This window comes from Sporacetigenium sp. TC11, from assembly GCF_058146105.1.
In genome coordinates this window covers 136,397-153,868 of the sequence record NZ_JBYVNY010000003.1, presented here as the reverse complement: position 1 = coordinate 153,868, position 17,472 = coordinate 136,397, and the positions used below count along the sequence as shown (strand labels likewise).

23 protein-coding genes are annotated in these 17,472 nt (G+C 30.0%); 4 read left to right on the top strand and 19 right to left on the bottom strand.

Annotation, left to right across the window (positions count from 1 at the left end; translation table 11 throughout):
- Positions 1 to 2: 2 nt before the first annotated feature.
- From rsxA to ACUSRV_RS06600, 12 genes are all read right to left on the bottom strand, one after another.
- Complete coding sequence (gene rsxA, locus ACUSRV_RS06655; protein WP_490141149.1) at positions 3 to 578, bottom strand: electron transport complex subunit RsxA; 576 nt, start codon at positions 576 to 578, stop codon at positions 3 to 5.
- A 14-nt stretch (positions 579 to 592) separates the two neighbouring features.
- Positions 593 to 1,186: an RnfABCDGE type electron transport complex subunit E gene (locus tag ACUSRV_RS06650; RefSeq protein WP_490141148.1), complete on the bottom strand. Its 594-nt coding sequence runs from the start codon at positions 1,184 to 1,186 to the stop codon at positions 593 to 595.
- A 15-nt stretch (positions 1,187 to 1,201) separates the two neighbouring features.
- Positions 1,202 to 1,756, bottom strand: a complete 555-nt coding sequence (locus ACUSRV_RS06645) for an RnfABCDGE type electron transport complex subunit G (RefSeq protein ID WP_490141147.1) — start codon at positions 1,754 to 1,756, stop codon at positions 1,202 to 1,204.
- On the bottom strand, positions 1,756 to 2,736 hold the full coding sequence (locus ACUSRV_RS06640; RefSeq protein WP_490141146.1) for an RnfABCDGE type electron transport complex subunit D: 981 nt from the start codon (positions 2,734 to 2,736) through the stop codon (positions 1,756 to 1,758). Before ACUSRV_RS06640 ends, ACUSRV_RS06645 begins: the two co-directional genes overlap by 1 nt.
- A 16-nt stretch (positions 2,737 to 2,752) precedes the next feature.
- Complete coding sequence (gene rsxC, locus ACUSRV_RS06635) at positions 2,753 to 4,090, bottom strand: electron transport complex subunit RsxC (RefSeq protein WP_490141145.1); 1,338 nt, start codon at positions 4,088 to 4,090, stop codon at positions 2,753 to 2,755.
- A 329-nt stretch (positions 4,091 to 4,419) separates the two neighbouring features.
- Positions 4,420 to 5,331: a hypothetical protein gene (locus tag ACUSRV_RS06630; RefSeq protein ID WP_490141144.1), complete on the bottom strand. Its 912-nt coding sequence runs from the start codon at positions 5,329 to 5,331 to the stop codon at positions 4,420 to 4,422.
- Between the two features lie 119 nt (positions 5,332 to 5,450).
- The gene (locus tag ACUSRV_RS06625; RefSeq protein WP_490141143.1) at positions 5,451 to 6,569 is read right to left on the bottom strand and encodes a C40 family peptidase; all 1,119 of its coding nucleotides are present in this window, start codon (positions 6,567 to 6,569) and stop codon (positions 5,451 to 5,453) included.
- Positions 6,570 to 6,770: 201 nt separating this feature from the next.
- Positions 6,771 to 7,142, bottom strand: coding sequence for a VOC family protein (locus ACUSRV_RS06620; protein WP_490141142.1), 372 nt, complete (start codon positions 7,140 to 7,142; stop codon positions 6,771 to 6,773).
- Between the two features lie 39 nt (positions 7,143 to 7,181).
- Positions 7,182 to 7,916 carry an endonuclease/exonuclease/phosphatase family protein gene (locus tag ACUSRV_RS06615; protein WP_490141141.1) on the bottom strand — a complete coding sequence of 245 codons (735 nt, stop codon included), beginning with the start codon at positions 7,914 to 7,916 and terminating at the stop codon, positions 7,182 to 7,184.
- 142 nt (positions 7,917 to 8,058) lie between these two features.
- Positions 8,059 to 8,736, bottom strand: a complete 678-nt coding sequence (locus tag ACUSRV_RS06610; protein ID WP_490141140.1) for a DUF4397 domain-containing protein — start codon at positions 8,734 to 8,736, stop codon at positions 8,059 to 8,061.
- Positions 8,737 to 8,802: 66 nt separating this feature from the next.
- Positions 8,803 to 9,654: a GNAT family N-acetyltransferase gene (locus ACUSRV_RS06605; protein ID WP_490141139.1), complete on the bottom strand. Its 852-nt coding sequence runs from the start codon at positions 9,652 to 9,654 to the stop codon at positions 8,803 to 8,805.
- Between the two features lie 28 nt (positions 9,655 to 9,682).
- A complete protein-coding gene (locus tag ACUSRV_RS06600) occupies positions 9,683 to 10,321 on the bottom strand; it encodes a hypothetical protein (protein ID WP_490141138.1) in 639 nt (212 codons plus the stop codon).
- Positions 10,322 to 10,601: 280 nt separating this feature from the next.
- Between ACUSRV_RS06600 and rocF the strand changes: the two genes are divergently transcribed.
- Complete coding sequence (gene rocF, locus ACUSRV_RS06595; protein ID WP_490141137.1) at positions 10,602 to 11,498, top strand: arginase; 897 nt, start codon at positions 10,602 to 10,604, stop codon at positions 11,496 to 11,498.
- A gap of 45 nt (positions 11,499 to 11,543) precedes the next feature.
- On the opposite strand, the gene ACUSRV_RS06590 is transcribed toward rocF, so the two are convergent.
- From ACUSRV_RS06590 to ACUSRV_RS06575, 4 genes are all read right to left on the bottom strand, one after another.
- Positions 11,544 to 12,680, bottom strand: a complete 1,137-nt coding sequence (locus ACUSRV_RS06590) for a pyridoxal-phosphate-dependent aminotransferase family protein (protein WP_490141136.1) — start codon at positions 12,678 to 12,680, stop codon at positions 11,544 to 11,546.
- A gap of 9 nt (positions 12,681 to 12,689) precedes the next feature.
- Positions 12,690 to 13,220 carry an ECF transporter S component gene (locus tag ACUSRV_RS06585; protein WP_490141135.1) on the bottom strand — a complete coding sequence of 177 codons (531 nt, stop codon included), beginning with the start codon at positions 13,218 to 13,220 and terminating at the stop codon, positions 12,690 to 12,692.
- 119 nt (positions 13,221 to 13,339) lie between these two features.
- Entirely contained in the window at positions 13,340 to 13,558 is a 219-nt protein-coding gene (locus tag ACUSRV_RS06580) for a heavy-metal-associated domain-containing protein (RefSeq protein ID WP_490141134.1), read from the bottom strand.
- A gap of 72 nt (positions 13,559 to 13,630) precedes the next feature.
- Entirely contained in the window at positions 13,631 to 13,855 is a 225-nt protein-coding gene (locus ACUSRV_RS06575; protein ID WP_490141133.1) for an alpha/beta-type small acid-soluble spore protein, read from the bottom strand.
- A 218-nt stretch (positions 13,856 to 14,073) separates the two neighbouring features.
- On the opposite strand from ACUSRV_RS06575, the gene ACUSRV_RS06570 reads away from it, so the two are divergent.
- Together ACUSRV_RS06570 and ACUSRV_RS06565 are read left to right on the top strand one after the other, a co-directional pair.
- Entirely contained in the window at positions 14,074 to 14,619 is a 546-nt protein-coding gene (locus tag ACUSRV_RS06570; protein ID WP_490141132.1) for an NADH peroxidase, read from the top strand.
- Positions 14,620 to 14,710: 91 nt separating this feature from the next.
- A complete protein-coding gene (locus tag ACUSRV_RS06565; RefSeq protein WP_490141131.1) occupies positions 14,711 to 15,256 on the top strand; it encodes an NADH peroxidase in 546 nt (181 codons plus the stop codon).
- A 124-nt stretch (positions 15,257 to 15,380) separates the two neighbouring features.
- Here ACUSRV_RS06565 and ACUSRV_RS06560 read toward each other — a convergent pair whose 3' ends face one another.
- The 3 genes from ACUSRV_RS06560 to ACUSRV_RS06550 all read right to left on the bottom strand — a co-directional run bounded on the left by ACUSRV_RS06560 (position 15,381) and on the right by ACUSRV_RS06550 (position 16,994).
- Complete coding sequence (locus ACUSRV_RS06560) at positions 15,381 to 15,902, bottom strand: fascin domain-containing protein (RefSeq protein WP_490141130.1); 522 nt, start codon at positions 15,900 to 15,902, stop codon at positions 15,381 to 15,383.
- A gap of 118 nt (positions 15,903 to 16,020) precedes the next feature.
- Positions 16,021 to 16,524: a GNAT family N-acetyltransferase gene (locus tag ACUSRV_RS06555; RefSeq protein ID WP_490141129.1), complete on the bottom strand. Its 504-nt coding sequence runs from the start codon at positions 16,522 to 16,524 to the stop codon at positions 16,021 to 16,023.
- Positions 16,525 to 16,529: 5 nt separating this feature from the next.
- Positions 16,530 to 16,994 (bottom strand): MarR family winged helix-turn-helix transcriptional regulator, encoded by a 465-nt coding sequence (locus tag ACUSRV_RS06550; protein WP_490141128.1) that lies wholly within the window; start codon positions 16,992 to 16,994, stop codon positions 16,530 to 16,532.
- 203 nt (positions 16,995 to 17,197) lie between these two features.
- Here ACUSRV_RS06550 and ACUSRV_RS06545 point away from each other — a divergent pair, with 203 nt between their 5' ends.
- On the top strand, positions 17,198 to 17,440 hold the full coding sequence (locus ACUSRV_RS06545; protein WP_490141127.1) for a hypothetical protein: 243 nt from the start codon (positions 17,198 to 17,200) through the stop codon (positions 17,438 to 17,440).
- Positions 17,441 to 17,472: the final 32 nt, after the last annotated feature.

The following is a 17,472-nucleotide window of genomic DNA, read 5'->3' as shown; positions in this document are numbered from 1 at the left end:
TTTTATAACTTTATAAGACCAGTGAACCCTAAAAACGCTATAGACATTAAACTAGCTGCTATAAGTGTTATAGGGAACCCTTGAAACGCTTTAGGTATATCTGCAAGTTCTAATCTTTCTCTTATACCTGCAAATAATACTATAGCTAGTGTAAATCCTATACCAGCTCCGGCTCCATTTATTAAAGTTTCTATTAAATTATAATCACTTGTTATATTAACTATTGCTATACCTAAAACAGCACAGTTTGTAGTTATAAGAGGAAGAAACACTCCAAGTGCTTGATATAGAGCAGGACTTGTTTTTTGTATAACCATTTCAACGAACTGAACTATAGAAGCTATAACCAATATAAAGGCTATTGTTTGTAAGAACTCTAACCCTGTTGCTACTAATATCATTTGTACAAAGTATGTGAAAAGTGATGCTATTGTTAAAACGAACGTAACAGCAACTCCCATACCTATAGCCGTATCAACTTTTTTAGAAACCCCTAGGAATGGACATATTCCTAAGAATTGAGAAGTTATAACGTTGTTTACAAGTACTATACTAAGAAATATAAGTATTAATTTCACGCTTTACACCTCCATTAAGCTTTATTTGAGTTTAATTTGTTAAATGCTGCAAGTAAAAATCCTAATGTTAAGAATGCACCAGGAGGTAATATAAATAATAAAGCTGGTTGGAAAGAAGCTCCAAATAAGCCCATTCCAAATAAAGTTCCATTTCCTAATATCTCTCTTACAGCACCTAATATAGTTAATGCTAATGCAAAACCAAGACCCATACCTATACCATCTACTGCAGCTAAACCTGCATTGTTTTTAGATGCAAAACTCTCTGCACGAGCTAGTATTAAACAGTTAACAACTATTAGAGGTATAAATAAACCAAGTGATTTATCAAGTGCTGGCAAGTAAGCTTTTAGTAACATACCAACTATAGTAGTGAATGTAGCTATAACTACAACGAATGCTGGTATTCTTATTTTATCAGGTACAATTTTTCTCATAAGTGATATAACTACGTTTGCACAAAGTAAAACTGCTGTTGTTGCTAACCCCATACCTAATCCGTTTGTTCCAGATGTTGTAACTGCAAGAGTTGGACACATACCTATAACTTGAACAAATGTAGGGTTTTCATTTATAAGACCATTTTTAAATACTTTTCCAATATTCATCACTTCACCCCCAACCTATTTCTTTACACTGCTAAAAGATTCTATAGCTGCATTTACTCCATCTGTAACAGCTTTAGAAGTTATTGTTGCACCAGATATTGCTACTATACTATTTTCTCCAGTAGCTTTTCCTTTAACAACTTCAAGTGCCTTATCTACACTTTTACCATTGTATTGATCTTTGAAGTTTGGCTCTGCTGCCTTTGTTCCAAGTCCTGGAGTTTCTTTATTAGTACCCATGTTTATTCCTGTTACTTTTCCATCAGCAGATATACCAACCATAAGTTCTATAGCTCCAGCGTATCCTGATGGAACAGTTTTAAATGCATATCCAACAACGTTTCCATTGTCTAATCCTTCGTATACCTCAACAACTAAACCTTTTGCAACACCATCTACTGGTTTAAATTCCTTTGCAGCAGGAAGTACTGTTTTACGAGCTTCATCATTTGCCTGTGCTATCATTTGTTCTATTATAGGTTTTGTGGCTTGATTAGTAGCACCAAGTGATCCAGCAGCTACTGCTGATATAATAAATAATACTATACCTAATTTAATCATATCTTTCATTATTTAGCCACCTCCCCAAATACTCTTCTCTTTGTATATTTATCTATTAGTGGAGTTAATACGTTTACAAGAAGTATTGAGTAAGATGCTCCTTCCGGATATCCTCCATACATTCTTATAACAGCTGTTAATATACCTGCTATTACAGCGTATATTATTTGACCTTTTACAGTCATTGGTGAAGATGAGTAGTCAGTTAACATAAAGAATGCACCTATCATAAGACCACCTGCTAAAGCTTGATATATAGCAAATGTAGCATCAAATCCTCCAAATACAAATGTTAATACTACAACTGTTAATATATAGCAAGTTGGTATAACGTAAGTTATTATTCCTTTATATATTAGGTATAAACCACCAAGTATAATTAATATAGCTGATGTTTCACCTAAAGATCCAGCTGTATTTCCTATAAATAAATCAAATAAGCTTATTCCATTTTGAGATAATGCAGTTAATCCTTCAGAACCTGCTTTTAAATATGAAAGAGGAGTTGCTGTTGTAACTGCATCTAAATTTCCATTACTAACCCAATTTACTCCTGTTTTAGTCCAAGTAGTCATTGCAACAGGGAATGATGCCATTAAGAAGGCACGAGCTCCAAGTGCTGGGTTCATAAAGTTATTACCTATACCACCAAATAATTGCTTAACTATTATTACAGCAAAAGCTGAACCTATTAAACACATCCACCAAGGTAAATATGCTGGAACGTTAAATGCAAGTAATAATCCTGTAACAGCTGCTGAGTAATCTTTTATTGTAACGTCTTGCTTCATAAATTTTTGATATAAAAGTTCTGATCCAACTGCACCTAATAAACACCAGAATATTACATTAACAGCACTAAATCTGAAGAAATATAGTGAAGCTAATGTAGCTGGAAGTAAAGCTATTAATACTTGTTTCATAATATAAGACGTATCTTCGTTGCTTCTCACGTGAGGAGAAGATGATACTATAAACTTATTATCCATCTTTTTGCCCCCTTAATTATTTACTCGCTTGTTGTTTTCTTTTGATAGCTACTATTTCTCTTTTAGCAACTCTTATAGATGGTAAAAGAGGTCTTCTAGCTGGACATATAAATGAACATGAACCACATTCTATACAATCTAATGCTCTATAGCTTTCTGCATTTTCATAATCATACTTTAATGAATGAGCACTTATATATAAAGGTTGTAAAAATGCAGGACAAATGTCTACACATTTACCACATCTTATACAGTTTTGTGGTTTTGGAACGTGTCCTTCTTTTTCATCTAAGCAAAGTATTCCTGAAGATCCTTTTGTAATTGGAACTTCTACTGTAGTTTGAGCGATACCCATCATAGGTCCACCTGATATAACCTTACCTACTTTTTTATCTGGATTAAATCCTCCACATTGGTCTATTACTTCACTATATGGAGTCCCTATTTTTACCATCATGTTCTTTGGGTCTTGTATACAATTCCCAGTTATAGTTGTTATTCTTTCTATAAGTGGCATACCAGTTTTCATAGCTATAGCAACTTGTGCTGATGTTCCTACGTTAGTTACAACAACTCCAGTTTCCATTGGTAGTCCACCTGATGGTACTTCTCTTTTAGTACATGCATATATAAGTTGCTTTTCAGCTCCTTGAGGATACTTAGTTTCAAGTCCTACAACTTCTATATTGCTGTATTGTTTTGCTGCTTTTGTCATAACTTCTATACAATCTGGTTTATTGTTTTCTATTCCTATATAACCTTTTTCTACATTTAAAGCTTTCATTATAGCTCTAAGTCCGTCTACTACATCTTCAGGAGATTCTAACATTAATCTGTGGTCAGCTGTTAAATAAGGTTCACATTCTGCCCCATTTAACACAACAGTATCTATTTTCTTGTCTGGTGGAGGTGATAGTTTAACGTGAGTTGGGAATGTTGCTCCACCCATACCAACTATACCTGCTTCTTTTATTATCTCAAGTATTTCTTCTTTAGATAATTTTTCTAAATCACCTTTTGGTTTAACACTTTCATGAATTTCATTTTTAAAATCGTTTTCAATCAATATACATATAGAGCTTCCACCAGGAGTCGCATGTTCCCCAATTGACTTAACCTTTCCTGATATTGGTGCATGTACATTTGCTGATACAAAGCCTTGCATTTCTCCAATTTTTTGACCAACTTTTACTTCATCTCCAACATTAACTATAGCTTTGGCAGGAGCACCTATATGTTGTTGAAGAGGTACATAAGCTATTTTGGGTTCTATTGCTCTTTCAATAGCTTTGTGTTCTGTATACTTTTTGTTGTGCGGAGGGTGTATTCCCCCTTTAAAACTTAGCAGCTTCATAGTTTACCTCCTTATCTATAAATAGATAAATTTTTAAAAAATTTAATAATCATAAATACATATATACATTATACTACATATTTCGCTAAACCTTAAGTATTGTTAAAAAATTATCCTTGTTTTTGCAAATTTTCATACAACTTTTTACCTACTAATGTGGTCTAAGGCCTTTAAAATAAAGTCTTTCCTTAGTTTATCATTTTGATATTTTTTATAACAACAATTTACTTCACTTTTATAGCCACAACCTCTAAAAGGCAACGGTTTCCTCGATTTTATTAGTTAAAAATCATTGACAAAAAAATGACCCCTAGAGGCCACTAAGTAACTTATTGAATAGAATTTATAAATGTAAAATATCCAAACATACTAGATATAAACAAACTTTGATTTATATAAGTTTTTTCTACATCATTTAACTTTAATGAAGAATCTATAGTTTCTTCAAGGTTATTGTTATATAATTCCAATGACTCTTTAAATTTTCCTAAATCTTTGTAATCTATCTCGTTTATTCCTTTATCTAGTGATTCTGTTATAGCCTTTCTATTGTCTAATATACCTTTATATTTTTCAAAATCAAATTCACCATCTTTACTTTGGCTCCAAAATTTAGATTCATCACCGAAATTCAATATTAGTTTATTTAAATCCTCAGATACAGATTTCATATATTCGTATTTTTTGGTATATTCAAAACTCATAACAGGTAACTCTGTAGTTGATAAAAATGCATCTGTAAAATCAGTTTTTACACTATCTAAATATTCTCTTGTTGAATTTTCATCTACAAATGAATATGTATATATTTTAGATACACCTTTATTTTCAACCATACAAAATGGTGTTTTATCTTTCAATAGCTTTTCCTGTATAGTTTTTATCTTTTCTTTATCAGTTAATGCACCAACTTGTACTGAATATATTTTCCAATCATTTATAGTTATTAGTGATGATTCATTGTTAGTTATTTCTTTTTCTTCTTTTACTTCAGTTTTTTCATCTTCTTTTGCTTCGTTTTTTTCATCTCCTGGACCTAAACCTAGTTCATCTGCAGTAAAAACTTCATCATCTTTCTTTGAAGTTATACTAAAAACATCTTTTATATTTACAATTCCACCTATTTCATCTTTATATTTATATGCTGTATAGCCACCTAAACTAGTTATAATTATAAAAACAGGTAGCATTTTAGCTAATGGATTAGATCTTCTTCTATTAAACCCTCTTCTTTTATTCATTAGTTTGTCCCCCCTAATATAATTCTTATATAAAATATATATTAAAGAGAATTCAGATTTATTACAAAAAAAAGATAAAAAGCTAATGACTTTTTATCTTTTTATATGTACTTATATAATTAAGGTCTTTTAGCTTTTACAAATTTATCGCTATACCATGCATTTAAATCAGATACAGTAACTTTCCCTGCTCCAGATGATGCATGTATAAATTTTCCACCGCCAACGTATATCCCAACGTGATTTATATCTCCATCTCTGTCAGTATCAAAGAATACTAAATCCCCTGATTGTAATTCACTTCTTGAAACAGATGTTCCATAACTACTTTGAGTAACTGATGTTCTAGGTATTGATTTACCCTCTGCATTTTTATAAACATAACTTGTAAATCCCGAGCAGTCAAAGCTGCTTGGACCTTCAGCTCCCCATCTGTATGGTTTGCCCATTTGAGCATAAGCTAAGTTTACAACTGCACTTCTATCAGTTCCTCTAGATGGAGCTTCAGTTACTGATTCTTGAGAGCCTTTACTTACATAACTAGAACTAACCCAACCTATTGTTCCATTTGAAAGTCTTACTTTGTACCATCCACTTTGACTTTCTAGTAATGTAACAGTTTGTCCTTTATATGCAGTAGTTATAATTGAATATCCTGTTCCAGCTCCACTTCTTATATTTAAAGAACTTGCTGTTATTGTTCCAGTTCCCGATGCTGGAGTTGATGTAGATGGCGCTGGTGTTGGTGTTGTAGAACCTATTTTTATGTAAGTTCCGCTTCCCCAACCTTCATTTCCATTTGAAAGTCTTACTTTATACCATCCGCCTTGACTTTCTAATATAGTAACAGTTTGTCCTTTATATGCAGTAGTTACAACCTGATATCCTGTTCCAGCTCCACTTCTTATATTTAAAGCACTTGCCGTTATTGTTCCAGTTCCTGATTCTGGTGTTGATGTAGCTGGTGCTTGTGAACCTACCCTTATATAATCTCCACTTCCCCAACCTGTTGTTCCATTTGAAAGTTCTACTTTGTACCAACCATCTTTACTTTCTAGTATAGTAACAGTTTGTCCTTTATATGCCTTAGTTACAACTGGATTTTCTGTTCCAGCTCCACTTCTTATATTCAACGCACTTGCAGTTATTGTTCCTACTTCTTGAGCATGAGAATCTGTTGCAGCCATTCCTAAAGCAGCTGCACTTAAAAATATTGACATAGTTATACCTTTTTTCATAATCCATTAATTCCCCCAATCTTATTATTTGTTCGATAAAGTTTGATATCTATTGAAATTTTAAGACAGTTTTCAGCATAAAAAAATATTATTTATCTATATATTACCCTATTTACCAACATATGTAAAGGAAGTTATCAGATAAGTTACAAATTAGTTACAAAAAAGGCAACCTCATAAAAGTTATAAGGTTGCCTATTACTATTTTTCACTTGGCAATATTTCTACCCAATAGTTATCTGGATCTGATATAAAGTATATTCCCATATCCTTATTCTCAAAGCAAATACATCCCATTTCTTTGTGCATTTTATATGCACCATCAAAGTCATCTACCCTTAGAGCTAAGTGGAATTCATTATCTCCTAAATTATAAGGTGTATCCCAATCTTTAATCCAAGTTAACTCTAATTTATGGCTTGTAGTTCCATCTCCAAGGTATACTATTATAAAACTTTTATCCTCTGGCTCTATCCTTCTAACTTCTTTTAATCCTACAGCTTTTTCATAAAATTCTAAGCTTTTCTGAAGATCTAATACGTTTATATTGTTGTGACAAAATGTAAATTTCATATTATTCCTCCTATGTGTTTTATTATTAATATAATACACTTATATTTTTATTTTTACAATTATTGGGTAATGATCTGACATATTCTCAAACAAGACATCATAACTTACTATTTCTACATCATCAGAAGTTAGTATATAATCTATCCTATTAAGGGTTGTTATATGAGTTAGTATATGATCCTGCTTTAACTCTTTTGCTACATCCTTGAAGTAGTTTTTGTCTACGTCTAAATAGCTTTGATTAAAATCTCCAACTAATATATATGGTTTCTCTAGTTTAGATACATATTTTATAATTTCATTCATTTGCTTTCTTCTTTCTTCTTTATCTAATCCTAGATGTACGTTTATAACGTTCAAATCTTTTCCGTTTACATTTACAACACTGTGAAGTATTCCCCTTTGCTCCCTACTACTACTTAAATATGTATGATTTTGATCTATTATTGGATATTTAGAATAATTTACAAGCCCATAATTCATACCTGTTTTTATAACATTTGCTCCAAAATGAAGATACATTCCAAGCTTTTGTTGCAAACTACTTACTTGAAATCCAACTTTAGCAGATTCATTAACTTCTTGAAGACATATTATATCAGCTTTACTTAAACTTAAAAACTTTATTATATTGTCTAGACTTGGAGCCATATCTTTGTCTAATCCACTATGTATATTATAACTTACTATTGTAACCTTATCTTTTATAGGAAAAATTTCTTTTTCATATGCATAATATCCAGCTAATATAATTACAACAAATAAATACACCATTATTTTATTTAAAATATTCCTTTTTATGTTTATGCCCCCCTTTATGATAAGTTTATAATAGTATATGCTTATACTGTTTTGATTTTACTTTATAAAAATAAAAAACGCTGATTTTAATCAACGATTTTTATTTTTATATATTTTAACACTGTTTTACGAAGGTATTTCCATCTACAGATTGAATAACTTCAAGCTCATTACCCGCTAGGTATGCTTCTGAATTAGGATCAGCGCTACCTATTGCATATATAGTATATATTTTATCTTCATTTATATTAATTGTAGATGACAATGCAGCTTCATTTGCACCAGTCGGATAAGCTTGTATATTATAACTACCAAAAGGAACATCTGCATATTCTGAACCCTCTCTAAAGGATATGTTTTCAAATAATTCATTTCCATTTGCCGTTATATAAACTTCTGGTGCATCTGGAGATAAATGATAAAATCTCACCTTTGCTTCACCTTCATTTACCATTTGAGTTGCATCATCGATTATAGGAAGTAATGTCAAATCATCTAAATTGCCTGTAGCTGCCACTGTTATAATTTGACCTCCAGGTACATCTATATTTATAGACAATACTGGATCATTTTCATCTCCAGCTGGATATACTTCAACATCATAGTTTCCAACTGGCACAGGTACATAATAACTAAAACTTTTATAATCTAAGTTCTTAGCTACTGGAAATTGATCTATATATACATCTACTGCAGGTGCATCTGGCGATGCATGAAATACTCTAACAAGTGAAAAATCTGTACTTACACATTGCAATATATTCCCATTTATATCACGAGAGTAACTATACATTCTATCTACCTCTTTTTTATATAGTATTAGGAACAAGTCCTACTATTCATATATGCAGATGTGTTCTCAAATGTTATACCTAAAATATAAATAATCATTTTCCCAATTATTCCAAGATCTATATTTATTATTTTTCAAATCATTTATTAAATCTTTATTTTCTTTCATTATAGTTGTCATAGTAAGATATTCTTTATTGTGTTTTTGTAAGCAATAATTCATAAAAGTATCTATTCCCTCAAAGCTTTCGTCTATACATACAAAGTTAGGTTCTTTTTTGTATCTTATAATACCTTTGTGGCCATTTATAATAATTAAGTTATTATTTTCATTTAAATCATTATATAAATCTTCACATATATCTATAAAAATAAAGTCGCAGTGAAATACATTGTTTCTTTTTTTGAAATAAGGCAATTCCTTAAATTCATTGAAAGATATGTCCCATTTTTTCACCTCGAAATTATCTAAGTTTATATCTTTGTTTATTAGATATTTGTATTTTTTTATAACCGTTACAAATCCTTGTTCTATCGTAAACCCCATATCTTTAAACATCTTCATACTTGCACCGTTTGATATATGGGTAGACGTTCCTATCTTTTTTATAATTCCGCCTTTAAGATCATCCTTTGCTATATCTAAAAGTTTATTAGTTATTGATTTTCCTAATTTATTTCCTCTATAGTCTTTGTGTACTCTAAGTCCTTCTATCCAACCTTTTAGATCAGGTAAAATAGTATATTTTCCCAATCCTACAACTTTATCATTATGTATAGCCCCCAGAAAAACTCCGTTTTCATCATCTACCCATTTATTAAATACTTCTGGTAGATAATCTGTTCCTTCCCATATATCCTTACACATTTCATATACATCATTATAATCTTCATAAGCTAATTTTCTAAATACAAACATATATACTCCTTCCAAAAAAATGATAAGCCTAAAGCTTATCATCTTTTCTTATTTTTTCTTTTATTATATAACTAATTATTCTTCTTTTTAATTCTTCTTCATTTTCATCTTCATATAAATCCATATCAAATGAATTTGCTATTGTTTCTAATTTTTCTCTTTCCTTTGACTTATATTCATTTATTAACTCAGATCTTATTTCTTCTGGATCTAATATCCTATCTATTCCTCTTTCTTCATATAAAGAATATCCTCTTATTATATGGTCTCTTTGTCTGTGTATATGGTGGGCTATTTTTTTAGTTATAATTTTATATGAATTTTTGGTAGTTACATTTATATTTAAATATCTAGCTAATTTAATAATTTCGGCCTTTGATCTCAAATGTTTTTCGTTTCTTATAATTCTCATAATATCGTGTATATTATCTTGATAAGCACATCTCTCTATTAATTTATCATATACATTATTTGTATTCAAACTTTTACTCAATTTCTTTAAGTTTTTATTTATAACTTTATCTACATTTTCCTCTACATATTTAAGTGTACCCTTTTTAGCTACATAATTTTGTAGTTCCTTTTGTGCTAAATCCATCAATACATTCTTTAAATCCTGTTTATAATTACTTTTATTGTTATGCTTATAATTATTTTTTCTTTCCATATTTTCACCCCCTGATACTTAATTATTCATATTATTATATTCCATTTAAAATAGATGTGTGTTTCTATATTTATAATAATTTTTTTGGAATTATGTATAACATTATAAACTTTGAATCATAATATATATATAAATTAAATAAACTCAATCTCCCCCAATTTTGAAGGTTCCTATTATCCCCCAATAGGAACTTTTTTTTGAGTTTTTGTACCCATTTTGATATCTATGTGAATATAATACATTAGCATTCTAATATTGTATTATTTATGGGGGTATTTTTATGGACATAAACTTAATAGGAGTTCCAATTTTTTATGGATGTGATAGGTACGGAGCAAACCTTGGAGTTGATAGTCTAAGAAAAAAAGATATTATAAGTACAATAAGAAAATATTACAATGTTTATGATTTAGGAGATATGTATATACAACAAGTTGAAGATAAAGATAAGTTTTCATTTCACCCTGATATGAAGTACTTAGACCCAATATCAGATGCCAATACTAATTTAGCTCATACTGTTTATACATCTTTGAAATGTGGTTGCTTTCCACTAATTGTGGGAGGAGATCATTCATTAGGGGTAGGAAGTATATCCGGTGCAAGTAAGTTTTATGAAAATCTAGCTGTTTTGTGGATTGATGCCCATGGAGATATAAATACACATTTAACAACTTACTCCAAAAATGTTCATGGTATGCCTTTGGCTGCATCTATGGGATTGGGACATGAAAAATTAACTAATATATATTTTGATGGTGCTAAAGTTGCCCCAGAAAATGTTTTTCTTATAGGGGTTAGAGATTTGGACCAAGGAGAAAAAGAATTAATAGAAAAATTGGATATGCATGTATATACACCAGAGTATATAAGGCGAATTGGTATAAGCAATGTTGTAAGTGAAATTTTAGAAAAATTAATGTGGCAAAATATAGATGCTATACACCTAAGCTTTGATTTGGACTTTATAGATGCTGCTTATGTACCTGGTACTGGAACTAGGGTCAAAAACGGATTTAGTGTAGAAGAAGCAAAAGAATTCTTAAGTAAGTTTGTACAAAGTGGAATGGTTAAATCAATGGATTTAGTTGAGTTAAATCCCTTGTTAGATATAGACGATATTACTTCAAATATAGGTATAGAACTTATAGACACTGTATTCTCAAATCTCAAATAAATAATAAAGCGGATGAAATATTATAATATTTCATCCTTTTATTATTTATTTCATCTCATTTACAAATTCTTCATGTAATCTTTTCTTTAAGCTTACACCTAATTTATTTAAAACTTCATCTAGTGCTTTTAATGTTTTGTATAGTTTTTCTTCATAACAGTTTTCACCCATATGGCCAATTCTAAATATTTTATCCTTTAAATATCCAAAAGCTCCTCCAATCATTATGTTGTGATCGTTTAGCATTAAATCGTTTATGTCATCAAATGATATTTTGTCTGGAATTTTTACAGATGTTACTGTATTTGAAAAACTATTAATTGCATATAAATGTAGTCCAGAATTTATAAGGCTTTTTCTAACTGCATTTGCAATTTTTTTGTGTCTATATATAGGGTTTTCTTCATCCAGATATCTTTCAATTGCCTTATTAAATCCATATATATTGTTTATTGGTTGGGTATACGGAAACCATTTATCTTCATACCAATTTTTCCATATAGCTAAATTTGCATAAAAACTACCTATAGGAAGCTTTCTATTTAATATCTTATTCCAAGCAGTATTGCTTATACTCAAAAATGTAAGACCGGCAGGAGCTGATAGGCACTTTTGAGATCCTCCTAATACAATGTCTATTTGCCAATCATCAATATGTAGTTCTTCCCCCCCTATTGCTGATACAGAATCTACAACGGTTATTATATTATGTTTTTTAAGTAACTTACATACTTTTTCTATAGGATTTGTAATACCTGATGGAGTTTCGCAGTGAACTAATGTGGCTACTTTAAAGTCATTGTTATCCTTTAGAAATTCTTCTAATTCTAAAACGTCTATTCCTTTTTCATAATCTCCTTTAAAATATACTACATCTGCCCCATAAATCTTTGCAAAATCTCCAAATCCATTTCCAAATATACCATTATCTATACATAATACCTTATCCCCATGCTCTATTAACGATGCACAAGCTGCTTCAAGGCCTAATATTCCTTCTCCACATAATATTAATACATCGTTTTGTGTTTTTAATATCTTTTTTAGATTATCAGCAGTGTTTTTATAATATTCATAGAAATTTTTATCCAAATCAGGGTTCATATTTGGCTTGGCCATTTCATATCTAACTTCTTCATCTATATGTGTAGGCCCTGGTGTCATTATCATAACTTTATTCATAAAATCCTCCTATATATCGAATTTGTATCTTTTTAAAACCTTAGCTATTGGAAGTCCAATAATAAGTCCTATAGCTATTTGTACTATATTTCCAGGTATAGAAGTCATTGGAGCAATCCAGTTTCCATATAATATTGCTTCTGTTAAATAATACCCTATTATCATCCATACTCCACTTATTAATACAGCAATAATATTATATAAATTGTTGTTTCCATTTCTATTATTACCCCATGAGATATGACCTATAATATATCCCATAACCCCTCTTATTATAAATGTAAATGGTGCCCATAAAACCCAACCAGATACAATATCAAATATACCCATTCCAAATGCTCCTGCAATAGCTCCTTTTCTTTTTCCAAAAACTATAGCTGATATAAAAAGCATTGTATTTCCTAAGTGAACAAGTCCTCCATTTATAGATATAGGAAGTCTTATATTTATAAATTTTGTAGCTATAAACACTAATGATATAAGAAGTGATGATATAACCAAATCCTTTGTTTTAAATTTGCTCTCAACTATTGTGCTCATAAATATCCTCCAAGTATATTTTTATTTAAAATTATTTTACTTAAAGTTGTACTATGTCACAATATGAATTGTACCCATACAATTAAAAAAACTGGAGAATAATCTCCAGTTTTTTAAAATTACATATTTTCTATATTAGTTACTTCAAATCCAACTTCTTCTATAACCGATTTTATATTTTCATCAGTTACACTATCTTCAACTTCAATTATTGCTTGTTTTCCTTCTAAACTTACATCTACTGATTTAACTCCACTCATGTCTTCAAGTAAAGCAGTTGTAACATGATTAACACAGTGGCCACAGCTCATGCCTTCTATTGATATTCTCTTTTTCATTGTAAAACACTCCTCTCATATACCCTGTATAGGTATATTATATAACCTTTGCTCATGAATTTCAAATATAATTTACTTTTTAGGTCCATAATTTCTAAGTAGCTCTTCTTCTCCCATTTGTACAAGTTTTTTGGTCATAAGTCCACCGACATATCCACCTAACATTCCATTTTCATGGGATGATTTACTTGCACCACCAATATTTGAATGTGGTAATCCCAATTCATCTGCATATTCTAATTTCATTAACTCTAAAGCTTTTCTAGCTTTTTCATCTATTATTTTATTTCTGCTCATTTTACTTCCTCCTTTTTTTATTTTCATATCTATTTTTTGATTATTTTTAAAAAATAATCTAAAAGCTTAAATATAAATAAATTCAATGTTTTCCATTTATCAAAATATAATCAATTAAAATTTTATATTTTATTTGTTTAAAGTGTTTTTTACGTGGTATATATTTAGTATCGAGAAAAAAATAGTAAGTATTTTTAAATATATAGGAGGAATTTATTATGAAAAAATTTATTTGTACTGTTTGTGGATATATACATGAAGGAGAAACTGCACCTGAAAAATGTCCAGTTTGTAAAGTAGGAGCTGAAAAGTTCATAGAAAAATCAGGGGATTTAGTTTGGGCTGATGAACATAGAATAGGTGTTGCCAAAGATGTAGATCCTGAAATAATAGAAGGTTTAAGAGCTAACTTCATAGGGGAATGTACTGAAGTTGGAATGTACTTAGCTATGTCTAGACAAGCTGATAGAGAAGGTTTCCCTGAAGTTGCTGAAGCTTACAAGAGAATAGCTTTTGAAGAAGCTGAGCACGCTGCTAAGTTTGCAGAATTACTAGGTGAAGTTGTTGTTGCTGATACTAAGGCTAACTTAAGTGCTAGGGTTGACGCTGAATACGGTGCTTGTGATGGCAAAAAGAAATTAGCTACTCGTGCTAAAGAATTAAACTTAGATGCTATACATGATACTGTTCATGAAATGTGTAAAGATGAAGCTAGACATGGTAGAGCTTTCAAAGGTTTATTAGAAAGACTTTTTAATAAATAATAATTATTTTAGTAATTATTTTAGATCTGTATAAATATAATTTATATTGTGGTAATAAAAAATATATTTTGCATAATTGGAGGGAATTATTATGAAGAAATTTGTTTGTACTGTTTGTGGATATATACATGAAGGAGAAGCTGCACCTGAAAAATGTCCAGTTTGTAAAGTAGGTCCTGAAAAATTCATAGAAAAGTCAGGGGATTTGGTTTGGGCTGATGAACATATAATAGGTGTTGCTAAAGGTGTAGATCCTGAAATAATAGAAGGTTTAAGAGCTAACTTCATAGGGGAATGTACTGAAGTTGGAATGTACTTAGCTATGTCTAGACAAGCTGATAGAGAAGGTTTCCCTGAAGTTGCTGAAGCTTACAAGAGAATAGCTTTTGAAGAAGCTGAACACGCTGCTAAGTTTGCAGAATTATTAGGCGAAGTTGTTGTTGCTGATACTAAGGCTAACTTAAGTGCTAGAGTTGATGCTGAATATGGTGCTTGTGATGGTAAAAAGAAATTAGCTACTCGTGCTAAAGAATTAAACTTAGATGCTATACATGATACTGTTCATGAAATGTGTAAAGATGAAGCTAGACATGGTAGAGCTTTCAAAGGTTTACTAGAAAGACATTTTAATAAATAATATTATTTTTATTGCATAGATTACCATTTAATGGTTATAATTTTATTATATAGTTAATTAATCCACTATATAATTTGCTTTGCTACAGGAATAGGGCTAAGGTTAATACCTTAGCCCACTTTTTTTATATTAGTTTTTCTGCTTGTGGAATTACTATAAGTCTTGTTCTTGGACCCGTTGCAACTCCATAAGCCGTTAGAAATCTAGGTTCATTGACTAGTGCAAATATTAAAAGACCTTTTTCTGAAATAAAATTAGCTCTATCAGGGGTTGCACCTATCATTAAAAATTGTTCATTTGCACCTATCATTGTACCAGTAGCAGTTATTAAACCTTCTCCTCCATTTACAGCACTTAGATAATATCCATTAATCGTTCTTATAGCAACTTTGTCTCTATTTAATCCTTGTGGTATTAATAAAAAAGTCTCACTTGGGCCTATTGTAATTGAATTAACAAATACATATCCTCCTCCGCCATTTGCAGCAGATACAAAAAAACCACCATCAATTTTTAATGCTACTTTAATTGTATTACCTGCTTTTAAGCTTTGTATTATTTTGTATATAGGAAGGTCATATTGCTCTTGTAATTCAGGAGGAATTATAAGTTGACTTGGCTGCTGCCTTTTATATATATTATACATAAGTACGCTCCTTTAACTATAATATTTAATACAGTATATGAATATCACTAACAAGGTGAAACAAAAATAACAACGCCAATTGGCGTTGCTACATAAACTAATCTTTGATCATAATTATCTATTTGTCACCTAATATTTTATCATAACAATAAAAAGGTTTTTCTTTTCCTAAAAAACTCATTTCCCCAATAAGCTTATATCCACATTTTTTAAATAATGAATTCATCTTTGTATTTATGGAATAAGTATCTGTTTTTAGATATCCTATATTATTTTCCCTTGCTAATTCTTCTGCAAATTTCATTAAACTTGTAGCAACCCCTTGATTTCTATATGCATTGTTAACTGCCATTCTATGAACTACCATTGATTTTTCATCTAAAGACCAATTTAAACCTGTGTATTCATCAGGCTCTATGTAATTAACACATATAAAACCTGCAACGTCATCATCTATATCTTCAACATATAAATCTTCTTTTTCTATATCATGTGCAAAATTCTTTGCTTGAGGATAATTTTCATCCCATTGTGTATTATTATAAGAACGCATTTCCTCTACTGTTTCTTTTATAATATTCATAATACTATTTAAGTCATTTGATGTTGCTTTTCTTATCATAATTATCACTCCTTATAATGTTTTGTTTCATACCACTCTTGTTCAATATTTTCTCTCATCTTTTTTGCTAGTTTACACATAATATCCTTTTCTTCTTCAGTGAATCCATTAAAACAGGTTTCTATATTTCTGTTTTCTTCTTCAACTATAAGATTGTAAATCTTAAGTGCTTTTTCTGTAGGATTTAGTCTATATATTCTCTTATCTAATTCATCTTGTTCCTTATTTATATATCCTTCTATTATAAGTTTTTGTATAGCTTTAGTTGTTGTTGTTTTATCAACTTTTAACAAATTTGATAGATTTATTAGATTAATCCCTGGGTTTTCACATACTCTAGTCAAAAATATAAACTGACCCTTTTGCAAATTCAATTCTTTAAACTTCAAATCACTTATTGAGTGTACTGTTCTAGATAATTGGCCTATTTCTCTTAAAACATTACTTTTTAAATTACTAATGGTAATCACCTCTCATTTTAGTTGAACATTCAACTTTATTTATATTATCATAATATAGTTGAATGTTCAACCATATTATGATATAAAGTTATCTATATTTGTGTATTTAAAACACATACTTTAAATATGCAAAATTACTTATGAATATAATATATCTACTCAACATATAATATAAAATCTTAATTTGTATATTACTATAGGAGGTTTATATTATGAATGAAAAGTTATATTTAGTTTATGAAAATCATCTAATAGGCAAGTCGTATATTACATCTGTCTCTAGACACGAGTTATGGAGTTTGGATAATATTCACGGTAATAGTTTCCAGGATATAGCATATTCAATAGGAGATGTGTCTGCAAATATAGCATTTTCTAGTTTTTCTAAAGACGAAGCAATAAGAGATTATAGCGAAAGAATAAGTAGATTAGAAGTAGAATCACCAGTATATTAATAAAAAACTCCTCTGGATATCCAAAGGAGTTT

Coding starts and splice junctions, on each gene's coding strand:
- ACUSRV_RS06650 (WP_490141148.1), bottom strand. CDS start 1,186: ATGAATATTGGAAAAGTATTTAAAAATGGTCTTATAAATGAAAACCCT.
- ACUSRV_RS06645 (WP_490141147.1), bottom strand. CDS start 1,756: ATGAAAGATATGATTAAATTAGGTATAGTATTATTTATTATATCAGCA.
- ACUSRV_RS06640 (WP_490141146.1), bottom strand. CDS start 2,736: ATGGATAATAAGTTTATAGTATCATCTTCTCCTCACGTGAGAAGCAAC.
- rsxC (WP_490141145.1), bottom strand. CDS start 4,090: ATGAAGCTGCTAAGTTTTAAAGGGGGAATACACCCTCCGCACAACAAA.
- ACUSRV_RS06630 (WP_490141144.1), bottom strand. CDS start 5,331: ATGAATAAAAGAAGAGGGTTTAATAGAAGAAGATCTAATCCATTAGCT.
- ACUSRV_RS06625 (WP_490141143.1), bottom strand. CDS start 6,569: ATGAAAAAAGGTATAACTATGTCAATATTTTTAAGTGCAGCTGCTTTA.
- ACUSRV_RS06620 (WP_490141142.1), bottom strand. CDS start 7,142: ATGAAATTTACATTTTGTCACAACAATATAAACGTATTAGATCTTCAG.
- ACUSRV_RS06615 (WP_490141141.1), bottom strand. CDS start 7,916: ATGGTGTATTTATTTGTTGTAATTATATTAGCTGGATATTATGCATAT.
- ACUSRV_RS06610 (WP_490141140.1), bottom strand. CDS start 8,736: ATGTATAGTTACTCTCGTGATATAAATGGGAATATATTGCAATGTGTA.
- ACUSRV_RS06605 (WP_490141139.1), bottom strand. CDS start 9,654: ATGTTTGTATTTAGAAAATTAGCTTATGAAGATTATAATGATGTATAT.
- ACUSRV_RS06600 (WP_490141138.1), bottom strand. CDS start 10,321: ATGGAAAGAAAAAATAATTATAAGCATAACAATAAAAGTAATTATAAA.
- rocF (WP_490141137.1), top strand. CDS start 10,602: ATGGACATAAACTTAATAGGAGTTCCAATTTTTTATGGATGTGATAGG.
- ACUSRV_RS06590 (WP_490141136.1), bottom strand. CDS start 12,680: ATGAATAAAGTTATGATAATGACACCAGGGCCTACACATATAGATGAA.
- ACUSRV_RS06585 (WP_490141135.1), bottom strand. CDS start 13,220: ATGAGCACAATAGTTGAGAGCAAATTTAAAACAAAGGATTTGGTTATA.
- ACUSRV_RS06580 (WP_490141134.1), bottom strand. CDS start 13,558: ATGAAAAAGAGAATATCAATAGAAGGCATGAGCTGTGGCCACTGTGTT.
- ACUSRV_RS06575 (WP_490141133.1), bottom strand. CDS start 13,855: ATGAGCAGAAATAAAATAATAGATGAAAAAGCTAGAAAAGCTTTAGAG.
- ACUSRV_RS06570 (WP_490141132.1), top strand. CDS start 14,074: ATGAAAAAATTTATTTGTACTGTTTGTGGATATATACATGAAGGAGAA.
- ACUSRV_RS06565 (WP_490141131.1), top strand. CDS start 14,711: ATGAAGAAATTTGTTTGTACTGTTTGTGGATATATACATGAAGGAGAA.
- ACUSRV_RS06560 (WP_490141130.1), bottom strand. CDS start 15,902: ATGTATAATATATATAAAAGGCAGCAGCCAAGTCAACTTATAATTCCT.
- ACUSRV_RS06555 (WP_490141129.1), bottom strand. CDS start 16,524: ATGATAAGAAAAGCAACATCAAATGACTTAAATAGTATTATGAATATT.
- ACUSRV_RS06545 (WP_490141127.1), top strand. CDS start 17,198: ATGAATGAAAAGTTATATTTAGTTTATGAAAATCATCTAATAGGCAAG.